This is a genomic window from Chitinophaga sp. sic0106 (assembly GCF_019219075.1).
Classification (GTDB): domain Bacteria; phylum Bacteroidota; class Bacteroidia; order Chitinophagales; family Chitinophagaceae; genus Chitinophaga.
Map to the genome: position 1 here is coordinate 124,797 of NZ_JAHUWJ010000004.1, position 24,255 is coordinate 149,051.

General features: G+C 47.8%; 21 protein-coding genes. 14 read left to right on the plus strand and 7 right to left on the minus strand.

Annotated elements, in window-relative coordinates; all coding sequences use genetic code 11:
• Positions 1-18 precede the first annotated feature (18 nt).
• Complete coding sequence (locus tag KW844_RS07690) at positions 19-528, plus strand: DUF4252 domain-containing protein (RefSeq protein WP_218376134.1); 510 nt, start codon at positions 19-21, stop codon at positions 526-528.
• On the opposite strand, the gene KW844_RS07695 is transcribed toward KW844_RS07690, so the two are convergent.
• Positions 525-812 (minus strand): DUF721 domain-containing protein, encoded by a 288-nt coding sequence (locus KW844_RS07695; protein ID WP_073080293.1) that lies wholly within the window; start codon positions 810-812, stop codon positions 525-527. The two genes, KW844_RS07690 and KW844_RS07695, sit on opposite strands and share 4 nt — an antisense overlap.
• A 34-nt stretch (positions 813-846) precedes the next feature.
• Positions 847-1,926: a DNA replication/repair protein RecF gene (locus tag KW844_RS07700; RefSeq protein ID WP_218376135.1), complete on the minus strand. Its 1,080-nt coding sequence runs from the start codon at positions 1,924-1,926 to the stop codon at positions 847-849.
• A gap of 228 nt (positions 1,927-2,154) precedes the next feature.
• Here KW844_RS07700 and pdhA point away from each other — a divergent pair, with 228 nt between their 5' ends.
• The 6 genes from pdhA (at position 2,155) to KW844_RS07730 (ending at position 6,470) form a co-directional block, all read left to right on the plus strand.
• Positions 2,155-3,147 (plus strand): pyruvate dehydrogenase (acetyl-transferring) E1 component subunit alpha, encoded by a 993-nt coding sequence (pdhA, locus tag KW844_RS07705; protein WP_218376136.1) that lies wholly within the window; start codon positions 2,155-2,157, stop codon positions 3,145-3,147.
• A gap of 102 nt (positions 3,148-3,249) precedes the next feature.
• Positions 3,250-3,951 (plus strand): tol-pal system YbgF family protein, encoded by a 702-nt coding sequence (locus tag KW844_RS07710; protein WP_218376137.1) that lies wholly within the window; start codon positions 3,250-3,252, stop codon positions 3,949-3,951.
• Between the two features lie 92 nt (positions 3,952-4,043).
• On the plus strand, positions 4,044-4,544 hold the full coding sequence (gene ribH / locus KW844_RS07715; RefSeq protein WP_218376138.1) for a 6,7-dimethyl-8-ribityllumazine synthase: 501 nt from the start codon (positions 4,044-4,046) through the stop codon (positions 4,542-4,544).
• A 9-nt stretch (positions 4,545-4,553) separates the two neighbouring features.
• On the plus strand, positions 4,554-5,273 hold the full coding sequence (locus KW844_RS07720; protein ID WP_218376139.1) for a (Fe-S)-binding protein: 720 nt from the start codon (positions 4,554-4,556) through the stop codon (positions 5,271-5,273).
• Between the two features lie 31 nt (positions 5,274-5,304).
• The gene (locus KW844_RS07725) at positions 5,305-5,715 is read left to right on the plus strand and encodes an EVE domain-containing protein (protein WP_218376140.1); all 411 of its coding nucleotides are present in this window, start codon (positions 5,305-5,307) and stop codon (positions 5,713-5,715) included.
• A 47-nt stretch (positions 5,716-5,762) separates the two neighbouring features.
• Entirely contained in the window at positions 5,763-6,470 is a 708-nt protein-coding gene (locus KW844_RS07730; protein ID WP_218376141.1) for a Sir2 family NAD-dependent protein deacetylase, read from the plus strand.
• A 95-nt stretch (positions 6,471-6,565) separates the two neighbouring features.
• Here KW844_RS07730 and KW844_RS07735 read toward each other — a convergent pair whose 3' ends face one another.
• Positions 6,566-7,894, minus strand: coding sequence for a saccharopine dehydrogenase C-terminal domain-containing protein (locus KW844_RS07735; protein WP_218376142.1), 1,329 nt, complete (start codon positions 7,892-7,894; stop codon positions 6,566-6,568).
• A gap of 429 nt (positions 7,895-8,323) precedes the next feature.
• Between KW844_RS07735 and gyrA the strand changes: the two genes are divergently transcribed.
• Both gyrA and KW844_RS07745 read left to right on the plus strand, forming a co-directional pair.
• A complete protein-coding gene (gyrA, locus tag KW844_RS07740) occupies positions 8,324-10,906 on the plus strand; it encodes a DNA gyrase subunit A (protein WP_218376143.1) in 2,583 nt (860 codons plus the stop codon).
• A 208-nt stretch (positions 10,907-11,114) separates the two neighbouring features.
• Positions 11,115-12,368, plus strand: coding sequence for a lipopolysaccharide assembly protein LapB (locus KW844_RS07745; RefSeq protein WP_218376144.1), 1,254 nt, complete (start codon positions 11,115-11,117; stop codon positions 12,366-12,368).
• Positions 12,369-12,498: 130 nt separating this feature from the next.
• On the opposite strand, the gene KW844_RS07750 is transcribed toward KW844_RS07745, so the two are convergent.
• The 4 genes from KW844_RS07750 to KW844_RS07765 all read right to left on the minus strand — a co-directional run bounded on the left by KW844_RS07750 (position 12,499) and on the right by KW844_RS07765 (position 16,210).
• Entirely contained in the window at positions 12,499-12,699 is a 201-nt protein-coding gene (locus KW844_RS07750; RefSeq protein WP_218376145.1) for a hypothetical protein, read from the minus strand.
• Positions 12,700-12,856: 157 nt separating this feature from the next.
• Positions 12,857-15,055, minus strand: a complete 2,199-nt coding sequence (locus tag KW844_RS07755; RefSeq protein WP_218376146.1) for a response regulator — start codon at positions 15,053-15,055, stop codon at positions 12,857-12,859.
• Positions 15,056-15,185: 130 nt separating this feature from the next.
• Complete coding sequence (locus KW844_RS07760; RefSeq protein WP_218376147.1) at positions 15,186-15,380, minus strand: hypothetical protein; 195 nt, start codon at positions 15,378-15,380, stop codon at positions 15,186-15,188.
• A 134-nt stretch (positions 15,381-15,514) separates the two neighbouring features.
• Entirely contained in the window at positions 15,515-16,210 is a 696-nt protein-coding gene (locus KW844_RS07765; protein WP_218376148.1) for a LytTR family DNA-binding domain-containing protein, read from the minus strand.
• Between the two features lie 90 nt (positions 16,211-16,300).
• Between KW844_RS07765 and KW844_RS07770 the strand changes: the two genes are divergently transcribed.
• From KW844_RS07770 to KW844_RS07790, 5 genes are all read left to right on the plus strand, one after another.
• Entirely contained in the window at positions 16,301-16,621 is a 321-nt protein-coding gene (locus tag KW844_RS07770) for a DUF6660 family protein (protein WP_218376149.1), read from the plus strand.
• A 75-nt stretch (positions 16,622-16,696) separates the two neighbouring features.
• On the plus strand, positions 16,697-19,849 hold the full coding sequence (locus KW844_RS07775) for an efflux RND transporter permease subunit (RefSeq protein WP_255578276.1): 3,153 nt from the start codon (positions 16,697-16,699) through the stop codon (positions 19,847-19,849).
• On the plus strand, positions 19,833-21,071 hold the full coding sequence (locus tag KW844_RS07780; protein ID WP_218376151.1) for a TolC family protein: 1,239 nt from the start codon (positions 19,833-19,835) through the stop codon (positions 21,069-21,071). The genes KW844_RS07775 and KW844_RS07780 overlap by 17 nt, the downstream gene beginning before the upstream one ends.
• A 12-nt stretch (positions 21,072-21,083) precedes the next feature.
• Complete coding sequence (locus KW844_RS07785; protein WP_255578277.1) at positions 21,084-22,259, plus strand: efflux RND transporter periplasmic adaptor subunit; 1,176 nt, start codon at positions 21,084-21,086, stop codon at positions 22,257-22,259.
• Between the two features lie 18 nt (positions 22,260-22,277).
• Positions 22,278-24,221: a heavy metal translocating P-type ATPase gene (locus KW844_RS07790; RefSeq protein ID WP_218376152.1), complete on the plus strand. Its 1,944-nt coding sequence runs from the start codon at positions 22,278-22,280 to the stop codon at positions 24,219-24,221.
• Positions 24,222-24,255 lie beyond the last annotated feature (34 nt).

Consider the following 24,255-nt stretch of genomic DNA (forward strand, 5'->3'; position numbering starts at 1 on the left):
AATTAAAACCAACGACGTATGAAAACATTCTTAATTGGCTGTAGTATGTTATTGATGGCAGGCACTGTGGCTGCCCAGGAGAAAAGTATCCGGGAATTTAAGGACAGCTTTAAAGGTAAGGCGGATATGACCACCGTGCACCTCGGTTCCATGGCCATGAAGCTGGCAGGGATGGTGATGAAGATGGATAAGGATGATGATCCTGAAACAATAGCTGCCAAAAAACTAATTGACAAGGTAAAAAACCTGCGGATCTATTCCTTTGAAAACCTGGACAGTACTGCGATTGCAGCGAACGATGTGTTTAAGTTGAAACGCAACCTGGAAGTAAAAGACCATTACGAATTACTGATGGAAGTGCGGGAACAAAATAACCAGATTCATATCCTGAACAAGGGTAAAAATGACGAGCTGGGCGACCTGGTGATGTTGATTCAGGGCGACAGGGAGTTAACGGTAATCAACCTGCATACGACATTGAAAATAGAAGATGTGAACGGCCTCGTGAAACAGTTTGCCAGCAATTAACGGATCATTACTTCTTTGACCGCGTTTTCTCCCAGCATTTCATTGACCAATTTGATAATCTTGTCTTTAGAATAAGATAACTCCTGTTTAAGTGGCGCCACACTGGTAGTTATGATCAATTTCCCATCGATTAACTGAATCCCGGAAGTATACCTTGCAATCGTTTTCCCCATTATCTGTTCCCAGTTTTCCTGGATACGAACTTCTGTCAGGCGGGGTTTCATCCTGCTTTTGTTCATAAATTCCCTGAGGGCATCTCCTATACTGGTGGTTCCGTGACGCATGGTGCGAAATTATGAAATTTTACTGTTCCTTTCCTTAAATGTTTATCACCTGGATATTTTCTCCTGTAGCCTCAAATGCTTGCTGCAGGCGGGCTGCATGGGTATCGGTAATAAATACCTGTCCATAGTCCGGACTGGCCACCAGGGCGATGAGTCGCATCACTCTTTCCTGGTCCAGCTTTTCGAATACATCATCGAGCAGCAGGAGGGGCGGGAAGCGTTTATGTTGCTTCAGCACTTCGTATTGCGCCAGTTTGAGGGCAAATAGAAAGCTTTTGCGCTGCCCCTGGGAGGCACTGGATTTCATGGGGTAGTCGTTGAGCAGGAACACGAGGTCATCGCGGTGAATGCCGGTACTGGTGCGTTGGAGCTGCATATCTCTGAACCTGGCGGCGCTGAGTTGTTTTTCGAAGTCTTCTTCCAGCAGGGAGCATTGGTAGCGGATATTGACAACTTCGTGTGTGCCGGAGATGTAGTCGTACAGGCGTTGAACCTGTGGGATGAAGTCTGCCAGGAATTTCTTTCTGGTGAGATAGACGGGTGTCCCATGTTGTACCAGTTGGAGATCGAACACATCCAGCAGTTGGTTGGCGGCGGGGCCGGCCTGCTCCATATTTTTCAGGAGGGTGTTGCGCTGGAGGAGGATTTTCTGGTAGGTGATGAGGTGCTCGAGGTAGTCCGGATTGAGCTGGGATAGGAGGGTATCGAGCCATTTGCGGCGTTCCTCGCTGCCGCCGGTGATGATTTCGGCATCATCGGGAGCAATCATAACGGCCGGGAACTGACCGATATGGCGGCTGAATTTCTCGTATTTATCCTCGTTGAGAGAGATTTCCTTTTTGCCTTCCTTGAGGGTGCAAACCACTTTTTCTATGCTGCCGTTACGGTCGAGCATGCCTTCGAGCCGGAAGCCGTTGGTCTGGTACTGGGTATTGTGGCTTTCGTTGGCGTTAAAATAGCTTTTGGTGAAGCAGAGGTAGTAGATGGCGTCGAGGAGGTTGGTTTTACCGGAGCCGTTGCGGCCGGTAATGCCTACAATCCGCTGGTGGAACTGGAAGTTGCGCCCGGCGTAGTTTTTGAATTGTACGATTGATATGTTTCTTATATGCAGCAAAGAAAAAAAATATTCGATCTGATTAATATGCAAATTTACGATGATTTATAACTGATAAAAAGCCGTGTCGGGTGGACGTCTGCGGCTGCTTTTCAGTTCCTAACTGCAAAACTCACTGAATTTGATGAAATTGCATAATTTATCAGGAATTGGAATTGATATTTAAATTTTAGGATTTTCCTGTTATATTTGCGAACAAATTTAGAAAGAGTGCAAACTAAAACAGACGTGAAGACGAAATTCACCAAAGAGACGTATCTGTACTGGTATGAATTGATGCTTTTGCTGCGCCGTTTTGAAGAAAAGGCGGGCCAATTGTATGGTATGCAGAAGATCCGTGGTTTTTGCCATTTGTACATAGGACAGGAAGCAATTGCTGCTGGTGCAATGACAGCTACAAAGCCGGACGATAAATTCATTACCGCGTACCGTGATCACGGATTGGCTTTAGCGAAAGGTATTTCTGCTAATGCTTGTATGGCGGAATTGTATGGTAAGGCGACAGGTTGTTCCAAAGGTAAGGGAGGAAGTATGCACTTTTTCTCTGTGGAGCACAGCTTCTACGGCGGTCACGGTATCGTGGGTGCACAGATAGGAACAGGCGCTGGTCTTGCTTTCGCAGAGCAGTACAAAGGAACTGATAATGTGGCGGTATGCTTCTTCGGTGACGGTGCTGCACGCCAGGGTATCCTGCATGAAACCTTTAACATGGCCATGCTGTGGAAACTCCCGGTAATATTTGTTTGTGAGAACAACATGTACGCGATGGGTACTTCAGTAGAACGTACTTCTAACGTACTGGACATTTATAAGCTGTCTAACGCTTATGAAATGCCTTCCGATACCATCGATGGTATGAGCTGCGAAGCGGTACACGAGGGTTTTGAAAGAGCAGTTAAACGCGCTCGCGCCGGTGAAGGTCCTACCTTGCTGGAAGTAAAAACTTACCGCTACCGTGGTCACTCTATGAGTGATCCTGCGAAATACCGTACTAAAGAAGAGGTAGAAGATTATAAAGAGCAGGATCCGATCAACCAGGTTCTGAAAGTAATCCAGAAGAACAAATGGGCTACTGAAGCTGAGATCGAAGCCATAAACGATAAAGTGAAGAAAGAGGTGGAAGATTGCGTGCAATTTGCGGAAGAATCTCCTTGGCCTTCTGACGATGAACTGCTGAAGGATGTTTATATCCAGGAAGATTATCCGTTTATCGTTGACTAAAAGTCATTAACTTGCAATAACAGTCCCTTCGGATCAGCTCCGGAGGGACTGTTATTCACTTGCAGCTATTCATAAACCAAGCAACTACAATTACACATTAAAATGGCAGAAACTAAAAATAAAGCCACTGAACCGCAAACTGCATCTCAGGATTTCGACCTGCAGGGGTCAATGCACCGCGCGGAGGATTTCTATACCAAGAATAAAAATATTATCAATATTGGCCTCCTCGCAGTGGTAGTAGTTGTCGGAGGTTTCTTCGCATACAACCGTTTCATTAAACAACCTAATGAAACCAAAGCCCAGGAAATGATTTTCCAGGCGCAGAACAGCTTTGCGGTAGATTCTTTCAAAGTTGCCCTGAATGGTAATGGTAACAACTACGGTTTCCTGCAGGTGATCGATAAATACGGCAGCACCAAAGCGGGTAATGTTGCTAAATACAGCGCCGGCGTATGCTACATCCGCCTGGGCGAATACCAGAAAGGTATCGACATGCTGAAAAATTTCTCTTCTGATGACCTGATGCTGCAACCTGCTGCATTTGGCCTCATCGGCGACGCTTACATGGAACTGAACCAGGTAAACGACGGTATCGAGTTTTACAAAAAAGCCGGTCATTATAACGACAACGAACTGACTGCGCCTGTATACCTGTTCCGCGCCGGAATGGCACTGCGTAAAGCTGGTAAAGACCAGGACGCCGTAGCGATCTTCAAAGAGATCAAAGAAAAATATCCAATGAGTGCTGAAGGCAGAGAGATCGATAAATATCTCGCTGTTCTCGGTGATGTAAGAAACTAATATCGGTGCAGTGGCTGGCTTTTAGCAGCCGGAATGAAAAGATATTCGGATGCTAAAAGCTGCTACACATCAGCAAATGAAAGCAACAGAATATGTCTGATAATAACAAGAGCTTATTAAATGATGCTGGCATTCTCAACCTGGAGGATGCCAGTGTTGTTATGGTCTATACCGAATGGAACGACCATATCATCAACGAACTGGTAGCCGGTTGCGAAAAATCACTGGCACAGTACAAAGTGGCTAAAACCAACAAGATTGTTGTTCCCGGCGCATTTGAACTGCCATACGCCTGTAAGCAATACTGGGAGGCTACCCAGGGTACCGGTAATCAACCTGGCGCTATTATTGCATTTGGTTGCGTAATCCGTGGTGAAACACCACACTTTGACTATGTATGTAAAGCCGTTACGGAAGGAATACTGCAACTGAACCTTCAGTTACCCGTTCCCGTTATATTTGGAATTCTTACAGTAGACAACGAACAACAGGCACTCGACCGCCTGGGTGGGGCACACGGTCATAAAGGAGAAGAAGCTGCTATCACCGCACTGAAAATGATAGCACTGCAAAGGTCATTGGCAAAGAGCTAAAACTATAAGATGAACGTACAGTTATTCATACCATGCTTTGTAGACCAAATGTTCCCGGAAACCGCTTTCAATATGGTGAAAGTATTGGAGAAACTGGGATGCAACGTGGCCTATAACCCCGAGCAAACCTGCTGCGGCCAGCCCGCATTCAACGCAGGGTATCACGACGAATGCCGCTCGGTAGCCACCAAATTCCTGAAAGACTTCCATACTTTTGATTATATTGTAGCACCAAGCGGTTCCTGTACCGGATTTGTCCGCAACTACTACGGAAAACTGTTTGATAACTCCGCCGCACACAATGAAGTGAAACTCCTGAAGAAAAACCTTTTCGAGTTTACCGAATTCCTGGTGGATGTTTTGCACGTGACAGATTTAGGCGCCAGCCTCAACGGAATTGGCACCTATCACGACGCCTGCGGCGCATTGAGAGAATGCGGTATCAAACAAGGACCCAGAAAATTGCTGGAAAATGTGAAGGGACTGGAACTGAAGGAAATGAATGACTGTGAAACATGCTGCGGCTTCGGAGGTACATTCTCCGTTAAATTTGAGCCTATATCCATGGGTATGGGCGAACAAAAAGTCAATAACGCGGTAGCCAGCGGAGCAGACTACCTGATCTCCACTGACCTGTCATGCCTCATGCACCTCGACGGCTATATTCGCAAACACGGAACCAATATTAAACTCATGCACATCGCGGATGTCCTGGCCAGCGGCTGGTAATCCCCTGCATCATCATCAAAACACAGCAACAATGAACTACTGGCTGGTGAAGTCTGAGCCATTTAAATATTCCTGGGAGCAGTTTGTAAAAGACAAAGTGACCTTCTGGGATGGCGTACGTAATTATCAGGCGCGGAATAATCTCAAAGCCATGCAAAAGGGTGACCAGGTCCTCTTTTATCATAGCAATGAAGGATTGGAAATTGTAGGACTGGCCACTGTAGCCAAAGAATCTTATCAGGACCCCACCACACCTGATCCTAACTGGGTAGTAGTGGACCTGAAGCCCCTGAAGCCTTTCAAAAAACCTGTTACCCTGGCCGCAATGAAGGCCGAAAAAAGCCTGGCCAACCTGTCGCTTATCCGTCAGGGACGCCTCTCCGTTTGTAACGTTACACCGGAAGAATTCAAGGTGATCATGGAGATGGGTGGAATGAAGTAAGGGACCATGCATAAAACGGCATAACCTTAATCCCAAATAATATTCTCATGAAAAAGAGACTGGTAGTGCTAACCGGAGCAGGTATCAGCGCAGAAAGCGGCCTTAAAACATTCCGTGATTCAGACGGACTGTGGGAAGGATACGACGTGTATGCGGTGGCATCTCCTGATGGTTGGCGTAAAGATCCGGCACTGGTGCTGGACTTCTACAATGTGCGCCGCAAAGATGTAGGCAGCGCTCAACCTAATGCCGCCCATATCGGCCTTGCAAAACTGGAAGAACATTTTGAAGTACGCATTATCACACAAAACATCGATGACCTCCATGAAAGAGCAGGATCTACCAACGTGATGCACCTGCATGGAGAAATCTTTAAAATGCGCAGTGTACATGATGAGGACGAGCAAAATATCATGGACATCAAAGGTGATATCAGCATCGGTGATGTAGGTCCTGACGGCGGACAACTGCGCCCGCACATCGTATGGTTTGGTGAGGAAGTATCTATGATCGCACCTGCTCAGCGGGAAGTGCGGATGGCAGATATATTCGTAGTCGTTGGTACGTCGCTGAATGTTTACCCGGCCGCCGGTTTGCTCAATTACGCACCGGTGCACGCTCATAAGTTTATCATCGACAAAAAAATACCTCCGGTGGATGGTTATTACAACAACCTGCATCAGATTGAAAGTCCGGCCACCACTGGTGTGGAGGAGCTGACAAGGGTGTTGCTGGAAAAATATCTTGCAGATTAAAAGCAAAGAAGGAGAGCCGCAGGGCTCTCCTTCTTTGCTTTGGGAGGTATTCCGCGCCCGGCGCGGAATACCTCCCGGTAATAACGAATGTATTGTTATTCAAAACTCTCTTCAAACCTGATATCAAAATCTTCCAGCTCCTTCAGCACCGGATTATAGACTTCCGGCATCACCGGAATATGCAATCCCGTCAGGGAAATCTTATCCTGGAGGATCAGCTTCGCCATAATACCTAATGGGAGTCCAACGGTTTTTGCCATAGCAGTACGCACATTATCTTCTCCCTGTACAATCATATAAGAATGCATACGGGTAGCCATACTGCGGCGTTCAAACTCAATTTCATGCAGCATCACAATCATGTCTTTGTCCTGTGGCTCCATTTTCAATTTATCCAGTACCACATGTTCCAGTACACCCGCATTCGTTTGTTCACCGAGCTTGATCTGATCACCATTGAGAAGGCCCAGGTATTTCAGTTGCCGTATTACTTTTGATTTGCTGGAAACACCGAGGTGCTGCGCTACAAATTCATCATGTGCTTCGCTGGTTTTGTTGCCTTCCAGGTTTTGGGTGGCCCAGTCAAAATAGGAGAGTTGATCTGTTTGTTTTTTATGGACATCATCTGTGAGGCCCAGTTTTATCAGGGCATTCCAGCCTTCACAAAAATCGGGAAAGCGCAGGGTGGCGCGCATGAAGGTGGCAATTTCCTGTAGCTTGTAAATATTCATGTAGGCGAGGGAGTCACGGTTAGGGTAGTACGCCATTTTACCGAGGCCTGGTACATGAATCGTTTTATTATGGTCAAAAAGTTGCTCGTAGGTGAGCTCCCTGATTTTTCCTTTTTCCTTGTAAGTGGCGCCGGTACTGCCGGAGAGCACAATGTTCCTGGCATTCCATGATACCTTGTACTGCCAGGGGTTGTCAATACTTTCGGGAGATATTAAGCCACCGCAGTAGGACTTAAATGAAAATATCTGACCGCCTTTCTTTTCAATGGAGTGGATCAGCTTCATGGCCGACATATGGTCGATACCGGGATCGAGGCCCATTTCATACATGAACAGCAGGCCTGCTGCTTCAATATCTTTTTCCAGCTTGCGGACTTCATCATCGATGTAGGAGGCAGTGAGCAGGTTTTTGCGATACTGTAGGCAGTCTTTAGCTACGAGAATGTGTAGGGAAGGGGGGAGCAGGGAAATAACAAGGTCGGTTTCCTGGATGAGCTGATGTCGTGCAGCCTGGTTCTTAATATCTAGTTCTACGGGGGTTGCATAATAAGATTTGCCAGTCTTGGACTTGATCAGCATCAGGTCTTGATCAGCGACCGTCACATGCCATTTTAACCGGGGGGCATTGGTGATAAGGAAGTCGATCAGGCTTGTTGCAGATTTTCCTGCGCCAAACAACAATATGTTCTTCATAGTACGCTTTTCTATTGGAAAAAGTGATTAAGAATCAGGGGAATAACAGAAGTTTTATTATATATGTTCGAAATGAAAATGAATTTCGGATTCAGCTATATAAAATAAATATTATTCCTCATAAATATGAACTGGATTTCAATGGGTTAGGAACAAAAAGGTACTAAATATGACATTTCTTACATATCAGGGATTTGGGACATATAATAGATAAAGTAAAATTACATAATTTACCATTATAACGAAAACGGGGGGATATTGATATCCTGGCATTTGGCATTTAAACCATATAATCAACTTCAAATATCAGGTTTTATCCCTATGGCTAATTTTATTCACATTTTGCTTTTTTTAGGCCGGATTTCGGCCTGAAATGGTTATATTTGCCTCTATTATTTTTCAGCAGAAAAATCTGTAAATCAATACTAAATGACAGAGCATACGGAAAATCAGCAGGAAGGGAAAATTGTCCAGATTAATATCGAGGAACAAATGAAGACTGCCTACATTGACTACTCCATGTCAGTGATTGTGGGCCGCGCTTTACCCGATGTAAGGGATGGTCTGAAACCTGTACACCGCCGCGTTCTCTTCGGGATGAACGAAGCCGGTAACCACAGTAATAAGCCATACAAAAAGTCTGCGCGTATTGTAGGGGATGTAATGGGTAAGTATCACCCGCACGGGGATGCTTCTATCTATGACACTATTGTTCGTATGGCGCAGCCATGGAGCCTTCGCTACATGCTGGTAGATGGTCAGGGTAACTTTGGTTCCGTGGATGGTGACATGCCGGCGGCCATGCGTTATACCGAGGTACGTCTGCAGAAGCTGGCAGAGGCAATGCTCGAAGACATTGAAAAAGAAACGGTGGATTTCACCCTCAACTTCGACGATACGCTCGAAGAACCAACGGTACTGCCTACACGTATTCCCAACCTCCTCATCAACGGAGCTTCCGGTATCGCCGTAGGTATGGCCACCAACATCATGCCCCACAACCTCTCTGAAGTAGTGGATGGTTTGATTGCGTACGTGGATAACCGCGATATCACCATTGAAGAACTGATCAAGCACGTAAAAGCGCCTGACTTCCCAACCGGTGGTATCATCTATGGTTTCGACGGCGTTAAACAAGGTTTCGAAACTGGTCGCGGCCGCGTAGTAGTACGTGGTAAGATCATGGCAGAAACTTCCAAAACAGGACGCGAGCGCCTGGTGATCTATGAACTGCCTTACCAGATTAACAAGGCGGTACTGCACCAGAAAATCGCCCAGCTGGTAAACGATAAAATTATTGAAGGCATTTCCGATGTTCGCGATGAGAGCGATCGTGAAGGTATGCGCCTGGTAATTGATCTGAAACGTGAGGCTATCCCTAACGTGATCATTAACCAGTTATATAAATATTCCGAACTCCAGACTTCTTACGGTATCAACAACGTGGCACTGGTAAAAGGCCGTCCGCGTATCCTGAACCTGAAAGATATCCTGGCAGAGTTCATCGAATTCCGTCATGAAGTAGTAGTGAGAAGAACGCGTTTTGATCTCCGCAAGGCAGAAGAAAAGGCGCATATCCTCCAGGGGTACCTCATCGCACTGGATCACCTGGATGCCGTGATCGCCCTGATCCGCGCTGCCGCTACACCGGAAATCGCGAAAGAAGGTTTGATGAGCGAATTCAATCTCTCTGAAATACAATCCAAAGCCATCCTCGAACTGCGTCTGCAACGTTTGACCGGTATGGAGCGTGACAAAATCAGAGAAGAATATGACGAGATCATGAAGCTCATCGCTCACCTCAACGAAATCCTCAACGACGAAGGCCTGCGCTTTAAGATCATCAAAGATGAACTGGAAGACGTGAAAAAACGCTTCGGCGACGAGCGCAAAACTGAAATCCAGTACCTGGCCAGCGAAATGCGTATTGAAGATATTATCGCAGAAGAAGATGTGGTAATCACCATCTCTCACCTGGGTTATATCAAACGTACTTCTGCCTACGACTACCGCCAGCAGAAACGCGGTGGCCGCGGTGCCATCGGTGGCCGTACCCGCGATGAGGACTTTATCGAGCACCTCTTTGTGGCCTCCACCCACCATACCATGCTGTTCTTTACCGAAAAAGGACGCTGTTACTGGCTGAAAGTTTACGAAATTCCGGAAGGTGAGAAAAACGGTAAAGGCCGTGCTATTCAGAACCTTATACAACTGCCGCAGGATGATAAGATCCGTGCGATCATAGATATCAAGGACCTGGGTGATAAAGATTTCATCAATAACAATTATATTGTACTCTGTACCAAAAATGGTATCATCAAGAAGACGCTGGTGGAAGAGTTTAGCCGCCCGCGTCAGAACGGTGTAAACGCTATTACCATCAATGATGGCGACCAGCTGCTGGAAGCTAAACTGACCAACGGCCAGAGCCAGATCATGATGGCCATTAAGAGCGGCCGCGCGATCCGCTTCCCTGAAAATACCGTACGCGACACCGGTCGTGGCGCCATCGGGGTAAGAGGTATCGAGGTAGATAATGAGAACGATGAAGTGGTTGGTATGATTTGTGTTGCTAAGGAAGACGAATCAAGAACAGTACTCGTTGTTTCTGAGAAAGGATACGGTAAACGTACCAACATCGAAGAGTACCGTATTACCAACAGAGGCGGTAAAGGTGTTAAAACCATTAACGTCACTGAAAAAACCGGTAAGCTGATTGCAATACTGGATGTAACCGAGAACCATGATCTGATGATCACTTGTAAATCAGGTATTACCATCCGTATGGCAGTAGCAGATATCCGCGAAGCCGGCCGTGCCACACAGGGTGTACGCTTAATCCGCCTGGATGACAGCGACGAAATCGCAGCTGTAGCACGCCTGGATGAACAGGAAGAAGAAACCGATTTAGTAGTGCCAACAGATGAAGCTTCAGAAGCAGGTGAAACCAGCGAAAACGCTGCACCTGAAGAAAATGGTGATGTAGCAGAAGCACCGTCTAACGAAGAATAATCATTGATAATTAATATTTTCCATCACGGCTTTTCCAATGGCCTTCAGCCGTTGGAAAAGCCGGAAAAGAGCTGAAACCGATGGTCTCAGCTCTTTTCCGGTAAAAAATTACGCAATGCTGTAGTGGTAACTGTATCTCTGATTGTATAGCATATATAATTTAGCACCATACTCTTACAAGATAATCAGCAACTAAAAAAAACAAGACATGAAAAAATTACTGGTTTCTGTTCTCCTCTGTTCCGCAACAGTGAGCGTGATGGCTCAAAAAGCCAAAGTGAGCAGCGCGGAGGAAAATCTGAAGAAACAAGACTTAGAGAAAGCTAAAGCAGATATCGACGCAGCATTACAGCACGACAAAACTAAGAACGATGCCAAAACCTGGCTGGTAGATGGTCAGGTATTGGAAGCAATGGGTACCAAAGCGAAAGATCCTGCCTTGGCGCTGCAAGCATATGATGCGTATAAAAAAGCACTGGAAATCCAGCCTAAGATGAAGGAAGCGGTATTGGTGATGAACCAGTCCATGTACAACATCTACGCGGTTGTAGCAAACGCCGGTTACGCTGCCCTGAACGAGCAGAAATGGGAACCAGCCCTGAACAACTTCTCCAAAGCGGAAGAAGTAGTTTCCTTCTACAACAAACAGGAACTCGGTGGCAACCTGCCTACAGATACTTCCCTGATTTTCTATACCGGTTATGCTGCGAGCCAGGCTAAACAAACCGATGCCGCACTGACTTACCTGCAGAAAGCTGCAGACCTGCAATTCAAAGGCGAACCAGCACTGTACGTAATCCTGGGCCAACTGTACGAAGAAAAAGGTGATAATGCCAACTGGCTGAAAGCGATCGAACAAGGTAAAGCGGTGTTCCCTAAAGACAAACGCTTCAACGATATGGAAATGCTGTACTATACCAAAACCGGTAAAACAGCTGAACTCCTCGGTATGCTGGAAAAGAAAATTGCAGAAAATCCAAGTGATGTACAACTGCAACTGGACTACGCCATCCGCCTCGATAACCTCGCCAACCCACGCGATCCAAACGGTAACGATGCACCTAAACCAGCTAACTACAATGAGCTGATCGGTAAAGCCGAAGAAGCTTACAAAAAAGTACTGGCTGCTAACCCGGCTGATGCTATCGCTAACTTCCAGCTCGGTGCACTCTACTTTAACCGCGCCGTTGTTTATAACAAACAACTGAATGAACTGGACAGCAAACAACAGACTTCCGCTAAAGCAAAAGAACTGCAAACCAGCATGGAAGGCCTGATGAACCAGTCTTTACCATATTTCGAAAAAGCGGATGAGTCTTTCACTGCAAAAGGTGCAAGCCTGGATGCAAGCGACAAACAATCCTACGAAAGCTGCCTGTATGCATTGCAGAAAATCTATGCTATCAAAAATCAGACAGCCAAAATGGACGAAGTGAAAAAGAAACTGGATGGGCTGAAATAAGCCACCGGTAACTAATATAACGAAGAAGGGTCTGCGGAAGCAGACCCTTTTTCATTTGGCTTACGACTGTAATGAAAATCCCGTTTCGGATAGAAACGGGATCAGTGAACTCAAACGCTGTATAACTGTATTAGCCTTTTTTAACCTCTGCTTTTGCTGCTTTTTTGGCAACGTGTGCTGCTTTCTTTGTAGAATCAGCAGCTGGCTTAGCTTCAGCTTTAGCCTCTGTTTTAGCTTTTTCTTTCTTTGCTGGTTTAGCAGCAGGAGCCTGTGCAAATGCTCCAACAGAAATGGTCATTACTGCTACAGCAGCGATCAGGAATTTTTTCATGATGTTTGTCTTTTAAAATGCTTTATAAATTGGTGTCTGTGTTTACAACACTAAATTACGGCGGGAAAGGGCGCAGCGTGGGCGGTTTCGGTGAACGGGGTGCGATCGTCGTTGAAAGGGGAATTGGTGTCGGTGAAGGTACGTATACCCTTGTACGTTACAGTAATAAATTCATGGCTTCCTGCACAGCCTGCATGGCCAGCTGACGCAGTGTGGCAAAGGATTCCATCGCCTCAATAGGTGCGAAATTTTCTTCGGTTACATGTTCCAGCGGCTCCAGGAATGGATATACATGCGCTTCCAGTCCTATGAAAGAAACAGTTGTTTTCAAATGATGGGCAGCCGCACGGATAGCCGGTAAATCCCCAGTCTCTATAGCTGTTTTCAGCTGACCCAGGTCCTCAGGAATCTGTGCAATAAACTGTTGCAGCATGGTTTGCTCAAACTGGCTGTTACCGTTCGACAGTTCCTGTAAATACTGCATGCTGATCAACTGGCCGTTATCAGACAGGATCGCGCCATTGTCATTTCCTGAGATGTCAGGCCCGAGGGTTTTTCCGGTATATACTTCAATCAGCTGGTATAGCTCTTCTGCACGTATTGGTTTGGGGATATATTCATTCATCCCCAGCTGCAAACATTTATCTTTTTCCCCTGCCATGGCATGGGCGGTCATCGCAATTACAGGGATATTGGAATGCTGTTCCTGCCGCAGGCGTTGAATAACCGTGTAGCCATCCACGTTAGGCATCTGGATATCCAGCAGCAGCAGGTCATAATTGTGCTTTTGCAGTGCCAGCAGCGCCTCTTCACCATTGGTGACAATCCGGTAGGAGAGCTGGCGGTTGCTCAGCAGGTGCCGCAGCAGCTGCTGGTTCATTTTATTATCTTCCGCTACCAGGATGCGTATGTCCTGTTGCAGACCGTTGAGCAGCACTGGTTGTTCCTCCACCGTGCCGGGATCAGCTGCCGGTTCGCCGAGGGTATACGGCAACTCCACTTTAAAAGCTGTGCCTTCTCCAGGAATGCTTTCCACGGCAATGAATCCGTTTTGCAGTTCTACCAGCTGCTTTACAATGGTTAACCCCAGCCCGGTGCCGCCATATTTCCTGGTGGTAGCCGCCTCGGCCTGGTTAAAGCGGTCAAATATGCTACCCTGCTTGGCGGGGTCAATACCAATACCGGTATCCTTTATCGTAAACAGCAGCCTTACGGCATTGCCGTCCTGCCATATTTTCCCAACGTGTATGCTCACCAGGCCTTCGTCGGTGAATTTGATCGCATTACTGGTGAGGTTCACCAATACCTGGGTAAGCCGGGTTACATCCCCGTACAAAATATCGGGCACCTGTTCGTCCGTGGTCACCTGTAAGGAGAGGTGTTTTTCATCTGCCTTAGGCTGAAAAAGCATATATACTGCGTGTAACACGCCCCGGAGACTAAAAGAGCTGGGCTCAATCCGCATCATCCCGGATTCTATTTTGGAGATATCGAGGATATCATTGATAATTTCCAGCAGATTTTGCCCGGCGCTGTCGATCGCAGTCACATATTCCCTGGATTTGCTATTTAGAGGCTGATTTTTGAGCAGATGAGCAAATCCGAGTACTGAGTTCATGGGGGTACGTATTTCATGGCTCATATTGGCCAGAAACTGGTCTTTTACCACGGTGAGTTTCCGTTCCTGCTCCCGTGACTCATCCAGCTCATCGATCAGCTGCTCCTGGCGGTGAATGCGACTGGTGATATATAAAAAGGCGAGCAAACTGGTCAGGCAGGCAAAAAACACGAGGATAGCGCCCCAGCTGAGGGCTTTCTGACCACTGGTGTCGATCAGGTGGGTGGTGCGGTTTACTTCCGATTGCCGGGTACTGTCCAGCTGATGCAGGATACCGGTTATAGCCTCCCCAAGGCGTTTACCCTTCTGGTTGTTAATGAGCTTTTCAGCCGCCCACTTGCCCTGCGTATAAAAAGTATCCAGCACCTGTACATTAAAAGAATTTTTTTCATCTACGAGGTAGTTCAGTTGGGTAAGCAGCTTTTCGGTACTATCGTTACGTACTATCTTGTTGATTTCTTTGAGGTCGGCCTTTATAACGGCAATATCTGCCTCTATACCGGTAATATGCAGGCTATCCTGGGCAATAACGGTACCACGTACCTTACTGTCGGTACGTGCCATGCTGGTCTGGAGCTTCTGTATTTCGTTTTTTACATTGAGTTCCTGCAACAGCTGTTCATTACCTGAAATCAGCTGGCGTATGTTTTTGGCAGAGTTTACATGCAGCACAATAAACAACGCCATGCCTATGAGGAAGAGTCCGAGCAGATAATATTTTATTTTCTTAGGCTGCATGTCTGTTTGATGAAATAACGTTGCGAAGGGAAAGCCGGTTCAAAATACGTAAAATAAAAATAGCTCAAATATTTAACCAGCAAGCTTTACAACAGCAGGTTAAATATTTGAGCTATTAACAGGGGCGAACTTATTTACTGGATTCAGCCGGTTTCTGTGCTTTTTTGCCTGCGTGATGCTTGTGCGTGCCTTTGTGTGCTTTCTTTTCAGGAGCTGTTTTTTCAGTTTTGGCAGCTTTCTGGGCAGGAGCAGGAGACTGTGCATAAGTGGCAGTACCTACAAATACCATAGCAGCAACGGCGAGCATGATTCCTAACTTTTTCATGATTATTGAGTTTTGATGTGATGTATTGTTTTTGATTACGACCTAAAGGTACATCGCCATCTGACTGCAGTTAAGGGTATTTGGTTCAATGGGCAGGGGGTGTCGGTCAAAGAGGAAAAACTGTCGGTGAGGGTTCACAATAACTTTAACCTGCTGTTCAACGCGGCCCTGTAAGCGTCTGCCACAGGAATAGCATTCTTTTCAATGATAATACTACCATCCTCAATAGAACTGATTTTATCCAATGCCACTATATATGACCGGTGTACCCGCATGAATTTAGCCTGCGGCAGTTTTTCTTCCAGCGCTTTGAGGGTGGTATGAATTGCATGGAATTTCTGGGCAGTAAATAACTTTACATAATCACCCATTGCCTCCAGGTACAAAATCTCATCCATGCGTATCCGTTTTAGTATCCCGTTATCGCGTATAAATACGAATTCCTGATCGGATACCTGGAGCTCGCGCCCGGCGCTGTCAGCTATCTCCCTAACCCGGTCAATAGCCTGGATAAACCTGGCCGGACTCACGGGCTTGATAAGATAATCCGCCACCTGTAATTCAAATGCTTCTACTGCATATTCTTTTTTTGCTGTAGTGAAGATAATTACCGGTCCTTTTTTACCGAGGTTTCGGGTAAGTTCAATACCGCTCATACCGGGCATCTCAATATCCAGTAACAGAATATCTACTTTTTCCTGCTGCAGGATATTATAGGCCTCAATGGCGCTGCTGCATTCGCCCACCACCTTCAGCTGGGACACATGGCTTACCAGCTGCCTCATAGCAGTGCGGGCCAATTTGTTATCATCAACAATTAAACAGTTCATAGGTCTAATTTAACAACAAAACCTAATTGCGCAACAGGGATGCAGTTTTTTATAAGGTGATTTTAATCGCTAGTCTGTATTTTTGTAGAGATGAAATTACTCGTGTACATATTCAGCCTTTACCTCCTGGTGTTGTCCTGCATTCCATGCAACGACGCCCTGGCTGCTGTACCCGGTATTTCTCTGACCACTATAACAGCCAGCCCGGCGGATCAGCATACGGATCATGTGGACTTTTGTTCTCCCTTATGCGTTTGCAGCTGCTGCAATGTGCAGCTATTGACCAACAGCCACTGGCAATATATTGTGATTCATCCGCAACAACATTATATCTATCCTGTTTATACTGCCTCCATTTCCACCGCAGGCAGCAAAGCTATCTGGCAGCCCCCCAGACTGGTAGCAGCTTAATTCTCCTTACTAATTTATTTAACTGATATGCCGGCAGTGAACTGCTGCACTATCACCTATAACCCATTTTCTTTAATGGACAAGATTATTCTGTTTTCCGTCAGGAACAAACTTGCTATTGCCTTATTTACCATTGCCCTCATAGTCTGGGGCATATGGTCCCTTACCCGGCTGCCGGTAGATGCGGTGCCGGATATCACCAACAACCAGGTGCAGGTAATTACTTTATCGCCCTCCCTGGCAGCCCAGGAGGTGGAGCGACTCATTACCTTCCCTGTAGAACAAACCATGGCGGTGATTCCTGAACTCCAGGAAATCCGCTCCATCAGCCGCTTTGGACTATCGGTAGTTACCATCGTTTTTCACGACGACGTGGATATTTACTGGGCACGGCAACAGGTAAACGAAAAGTTATCCGAAGCAAAAAGCATTATACCAGCTGGTATCGGCAATCCTGAAATGTCGCCAATCTCCAGTGGCCTCGGTGAGATTTACCAATATGTGGTGCATCCGCAAAAGGGCTATGAATCAAAATACGATGCGCGTGAACTGCGTACCATCCAGGATTGGTATGTACGCCGCCAGCTGTTGGGAACCCCTGGCGTGGCGGAAGTCAACAGTTTTGGCGGTAAGCTGAAACAATATGTAGTGGCCATCAATCCGGATCGTTTGCGCAGTTACAACATCAGTATTGCAGATGTATTCACCGCCACCCAACGTAATAACCAGAACACCGGCGGGGCTTACATCGACAAAAAACCCAATGCTTATTTTATCCGCAGCGAAGGGATGATTGGCTCCCTCTCGGATATAGAAAATATAGTGGTCAAAAACACCACCAATGGAACACCGGTGCTGGTGCGGGATGTGGCCAGTGTACAACTGGGCGATGCCATCAGGTATGGTGCCCTTACCCGCAATGAAACGGGGGAGGCCGTTGGTGGTATCGTGATGATGCTGAAAGGAAAGAACTCCAATGAAGTGGTAAAAGCGGTGAAAGCGCGGGTGGCCGCCATCCAAAAGACCTTGCCGGAAGGAGTGGTAATTGAACCATTCCTCGACCGGAGCGACTTTGTAGGCCGCGCCGTAGGTACGGTGAAAAAGAACCTGGTAGAAGGTGCCCTCATTGTGATTTTCGTACTGGTAATATTCCTCGGTAACCTGCGTGCAGGGCTGATTGTAGCCTCCGTGATTCCTTTGGCGATGCTTTTTGCCGTGTCTATGATGAAATTGTTTGGCGTGTCGGGTAATCTCATGAGTCTTGGTGCTATTGATTTTGGGCTGATTGTGGATGGCGCCGTGATCATCGTGGAAGCCACCTTGCATCATTTGCTCATGCGCTTAAACGGGCGCTCCTCCATGCAGCTGTCGCAGGACGAAATGGATGCCGAAGTGTATGATAGTGCCCGTAAAATCAGGGCTGCCGCCTCTTTCGGGGAAATCATCATCCTCATTGTTTACCTGCCGATCCTGGCATTGGTAGGTATTGAAGGGAAGATGTTTAAGCCCATGGCACAAACGGTTTCCTTCGCCATCGCCGGCGCGTTTATATTATCGCTTACTTATGTGCCGATGATGTCGGCCCTGTTCCTGAACAAGAAAATAACCAATAAAACCACCATCTCCGACAAGCTGATGGCCTTTTTCCATAAGCTGTACGACCCGGCTATCAGAGCGGCACTGCGCTTTAAATACTGGGTGGTGGGCATTGCCTTTTCGCTTTTCGTACTATCGTTGGCGTTATTTACCAATATGGGGGGAGAATTCATTCCCACCCTTGAGGAGGGCGACTTTGCCGTTGAAACGCGGCTGCTCACCGGTAGCTCCCTAACGGAAACGGTAGATAAGATTACGTTAGCTGCCGGGATTTTGCGGAAGCAGTTCCCTGAGGTAAAGGAAGTGATCGGGAAAATAGGCGCTGCCGAAATTCCTACTGATCCCATGCCCATGGAGGCCTGCGACCTTACCATCCTCCTGAAGCCGCAGCATGAATGGACCAGCGCGAGGACCAGGGAAGAGCTGGCCAACAAAATGCAGGAAGCCCTGGAAGCTATACCAGGTGTGAGCTTCGGCTTTTCACAACCGATCCAGTTACGGTTTAATGAACTGATATCAGGTGTACGCCAGGATGTAGGGATCAAGATCTTTGGTGAAGACCTCAACACCCTTAGCTCCCTGGCTGCGCAGGTAAACAGGATTGTTGGCAAAACGGAAGGCGCCAAGGATATATACCTGGAACAAATGGATGGCCTGCCGCAGATAGTTGTAAAGATAGACCGTGCCCGTGTGGCGCAATATGGGCTGGATATAGAAACCATTAACCAAACGGTGAACACGGCTTTTGCCGGGCAGTCCGCCGGATTAGTATACGAAGGCGAAAAACGTTTTGACCTGGTGTTACGGTTGGATCATCAGTCGCGCACAAGCCTTACCGATGTGAGCCAGCTGTACGTAACCGCGCCTAACGGCCAGCAGATACCACTGGAGCAATTGGCCACTGTAACCATGCAAACCGGCCCTAACCAGATCCAGCGGGAAGATGCCAAACGCCGCATCATCGTTGGTTTTAACGTTCGCGGGCGCGACATCGCCAGCGTTGTACAGGAGATAGAAGCGAAAATAAATGCGAATGTAAAAATGCCACCTGGCTACTTTATCCGCTATGGCGGACAGTTTGAGAATCTGCAGGAAGCCAATCAGCGGCTCGCCATTGCTGTGCCGGTGGCGCTGTTGCTCATCTTCGGCTTACTGTACTTTACTTTTCATTCCGTAAGCCAGTCGCTGCTGATATTCACCGCTATTCCGATGGCGGCTATCGGTGGTGTATTCGCACTGCTGCTGCGCGACATGCCATTTAGTATTTCAGCGGGGGTAGGATTTATCGCACTGTTTGGGGTGGCGGTTTTGAATGGTATTGTGCTGATAGGGGAGTTTAACAACCTGAAAAAAGAAGGTATGACCAATGCGTACGACCGTATCCTAAAGGGAACGGCTATACGATTACGCCCGGTGTTGATGACGGCGAGTGTGGCGTCGCTGGGCTTTTTGCCCATGGCGCTGGCCACCAGTGCAGGCGCGGAAGTGCAGCGGCCACTGGCTACCGTAGTAATAGGAGGTCTGGTGACTTCCACCTTGCTGACGCTCCTGGTGCTGCCATGCCTGTACCTGTTCTTCGAAAATGGTTTCTCCGGAAAAAATAAAAAGATGAATCATGAAAAAAATAATTAGTCTGTTGCTCCTGCCACTGGCTGCTTTCAGCCAGCAACCAGCCTGGAACATGGAAGGGGCGGTGCAGTACGCATTACAACATAATAAAAACCTGCAGGCGGCAGATGCGCGTGTGGAGTATTTCCGCAAACTGCTGCCAACAGCGGGCGATATCGGTAAAACGGAAGTGGCCATGCAGTATGGCCAGTACAACAGTTACGTAAAAAACGATAATAACTTCAGCATTACCCAGGCTATTCCGTTTCCTACCAACCTCGGTGCAAAAAAGCAGCTGGGTGAGTCGCAGGTGAAAGAAGCTACCTTCCTGAAAGCTAATACCGGCAACGAGTTGGCTTACCAGGTGAAAGAGGCTTATTTACAACTCCTGTTTCTGAAGGAGCAGCGGGAATTATTACTGCACCAGGACAGCCTGTTTATCGCCTTTGCTAAAAAGGCGGACCTGCGTTACCGCACCGGTGAAGGGAAGATGCTGGAAAAAACGGCCTCGGATACACGAAAACAAGAGGTGGAAAACCTGCTGCGGCAAAATGAAGCGGACCTGAACATATTTGCTGCGAGGTTGAAAGCCCTGACGGGTATGAGTGAGGGTGAGGCATTGCCGGCATTGCAGGAGGGCAGTTTGAAGGATTTAACGATTACACCGGTGTTCGACAGCACCCGCATCTCCCAACACCCATTATTACAATACCTGCAACAGCAGGCAGTTACGGCAGACAAGCAACAGAAAGTATATGCCAATGCAATACTGCCGGATATTACGGTTGGGTATTTTAATCAGTCGCTCATCGGTACCCCGGTGAATGCTACCGGCACACCATTAGCTACTGGCAGCAACCGTTTCCAGGGATTTCAGGTAGGACTGGCGCTGCCCATCTGGGCCAGGCCCATGCGTGCCCGGGTGAAGGCGGAAGCACAGCAGGAGCAGGCGGCTACGCTTACGTTTGAGCAAAACAGCATTCAGTTGCAAAGCCAATATACACAAGCATTGCAGCAATATATTAAGCAAACCGGTAACCTGCGCTACTATGAGCAATCTGCATTGCCGAATGCCTCGCTGATATTAAAGCAATCGCAACTGGCCTATGGCGCTGGTGAAATCGGTTATGCCGAACATTTTCTGAACCTGGAGCAGGTACTCAGCATCCGGCAGGGCTACCTGAAATCATTACTGGACAATAAAATCGCGGTCAGCTATATCAACTACCTGGCCGGCAATCAATAATCAAGCAATACTATGAAGATGCATTCATCCTATAAATATATTCTCAGCGGCACCCTGGCACTCACCATGCTGATTTCCTGTAAAGGCAAGCCGGTGGCCGAAGCCGGTGAAGAGGCGCATGATGACCATGAAGATCATGTGGAGCTGACGGCAGAACAGGTGCGTACCGTTGGTATCACCCTGGGTGCTCCGGAGATGAGAGCAATCAGCAGCACCATAAAAGTGGCCGGGCTGCTGGATGTACCGCCGCAACAACAGGTCAGCATTGCCGTGCCGATGGGCGGCTTTATCAAACAAACATCGCTGCTGCAAGGTATGGCGGTGAAGAAAGGGCAGGTAATCGCTGTTCTGGAAAATCTTGATTATATTCAGTTACAGCAGGACTACCTGGAAACGGTGAGTCAGCTCGAATACGCAAAGGTAGAATATGAGCGTCAGCAGGAGCTGGCAAAAGAAAATGTGAATGCCCTCAAAACCCTGCAGCAAACAAAGGCAAGCTGGCAAACGCTTTCCGTAAAGGCCAGCGGTCTGAAGGAAAAGTTACGCATGGTCAACATCAATACAGCAGGGCTCAGCCAGGGGAATATCAAATCTACCATTAATATTTACGCGCCCATCAGCGGCTTTGTGACACAGGTAAATGTGAACCTGGGGCAGTTTGTAACGCCAACGGATGTATTATTCCGGATTGTGGATACCGAGCATTTACATGCGGAGCTGACAGTATTCGAGAAGGACATTCCTAAGCTGAAGATCGGGCAGCATGTGTTATTTACCCTGGCCAACGAATCGCAGACCCGCAAAGCCACTGTGCATCTGATTGGCCGGGAAATCAGCGAGGACAGGACCATCCGCGTGCATTGCCACCTGGACCAGGAAGATACAGAGTTGTTGCCCGGCACTTACCTGCAGGCACTGATTGAAACAGGAGCAGGAAAGGTGAAGGCAGTGCCGGAATCAGCAATAGTGAACTTTGATAACAAGGATTATGTTTTTGTGCAAACCGGTGTGGAGGGGAAAGACAGTTTACAGGTATTTACCATGGTGCCTGTAGAGAAAGGAGATACAGAGCTGGGGTATACGGCGGTGACGCTACCGGCGGGCACTCCGGAAAATTCTCTGGTGATCAGAGGGGCGTATGACCTGCTGGCGAAAATGAAAAACAGCGGTGAGCACGAAGGACATTAACCGTTAAATACGAAAGATATGGGACAACAATGTTGCGCAACAGATGCAGGCAAAGAAAAGGACACACATGCCGGGCATGATCATGGCGGCGGTGGTGCTTCATGGTGGAAAACCGGGGAATTCATTGCCTGTGTGGTGAGCCTGGTGCTGCTGCTGACGGGCATAATGCTGGACAACCGCTGGGCGGGCTTTACCGGTTATGTGCGACTGGGATTTTATCTGCTGGCATACGTGCCGGTAGCATTGCCCGTGATCGTAAATGCCTGGAGAACGTTGGTGAAAGGGGATGTGTTCAGCGAATTTTTGCTGATGACGATTGCAACTGTCGGTGCATTTTATATAGGCCAATACCCGGAAGGAGTGGCGGTGATGTTGTTTTATGCAGTAGGGGAGGTATTCCAGGATGCCGCGGTGAGCAGGGCTAAATCCAACATCAAAGGCTTGCTGGATCAGCGTCCTGATGAGGTGTCTGTTTTGGCAGATGGGATATTGCGCCGTGAGCATGCAGCTACCGTAGGGGTTGGCAGTATTATTCAGCTGAAGCCCGGGGAAAAGCTGGCGCTGGATGGAGAGCTGGTGTCGGCCACGGCTTCGTTTAATACCGCGGCGCTCACCGGTGAGAGCAAGCCGGATACGAAGATAAAGGGGGAACCGGTGCTGGCTGGGATGATCAACCTCAATACTGTAGCGGATGTGAAAGTAACCACCCCTTATGCCGACAGTAAGTTGTCGCGTATTTTGGAGCTCGTGCAAAATGCTACTTCACAGAAGGCGCCTACCGAATTGTTTATCCGCAAGTTTGCCCGCATTTATACGCCGGCAGTGGTTTTCCTGGCGCTTGGCATTTGTTTGCTTCCCTATTTTTTTGTAGATAATTATGTATTCAACGATTGGTTGTACCGGGCATTGATTTTCCTGGTGATATCCTGTCCATGTGCGCTGGTGATCTCTATACCGCTGGGTTACTTCGGTGGTATAGGGGCTGCCAGTCGCAACGGTATACTGTTCAAGGGCAGCAACTACCTGGATGTAATGGCTGCCATACAAAACGTGGTGATGGACAAAACCGGTACGCTTACCAAGGGCGTGTTTGCGGTTCAGGAGGTAGTTTTACAGCCAGGCTTTGATGATGCGGAGCTGCTGCCGATGGTAAATGCACTGGAAAGCAAATCTACGCATCCGGTGGCTACGGCTATCCGGGAGTACCTGGCTGCCAGGGCGGTACCATTGGAGGTTAGGGAGATGGAGGAGATCGCCGGGCACGGCCTTTCGGGCACGGTAACGGGTAAACGATTGTTAGTGGGTAATTTCCGGCTGCTGCGTAAATTCAATATCGCTTATGACCTTGCTGCAGAAGATATTCCGCTGACGGTGGTAGCTGTAGCAGTTGATGGTGTGTATGCCGGCATGATCACGATTGCAGATGAAGTGAAATCCGATGCCGCCGAAGCAGTACAGGCGCTGAAAAGCATGGGTATTAACACGGTGATGCTGTCTGGTGATAAGTCGAGTGTAGTAAAATATGTGGCGGAGCGGGTAGGAGTTTCCGAAGCCTATGGCGACTTGCTTCCGGAAGACAAGGTAGCGCGGGTAAAAGAAATCCGTGCGCAGCGCGGCACCGTTGCCTTTGTGGGCGATGGTGTAAATGATGCGCCGGTGATTGCCCTCAGTGATGCCGGCATAGCCATGGGGGGCCTGGGCAGCGATGCCGCTATTGAAACGGCGGATATTGTGATTCAGAATGATCAGCCTTCCCGTATAGCCATGGCTGTTAGGATTGGCCGCGCTACAAAAAAGATCGTTTGGCAGAATATTACGCTGGCGTTTGTGGTGAAAGGAGTCGTGCTGTTGCTGGGTGCCGGCGGTTTGGCGACGATGTGGGAAGCGGTGTTTGCGGATGTGGGCGTGGCGCTGCTGGCGATATTGAATGCGGTAAGGATACAGCGGCAGAGGTTTGATTAATATTTCATATATTTGAAATTATTAATTGATAATA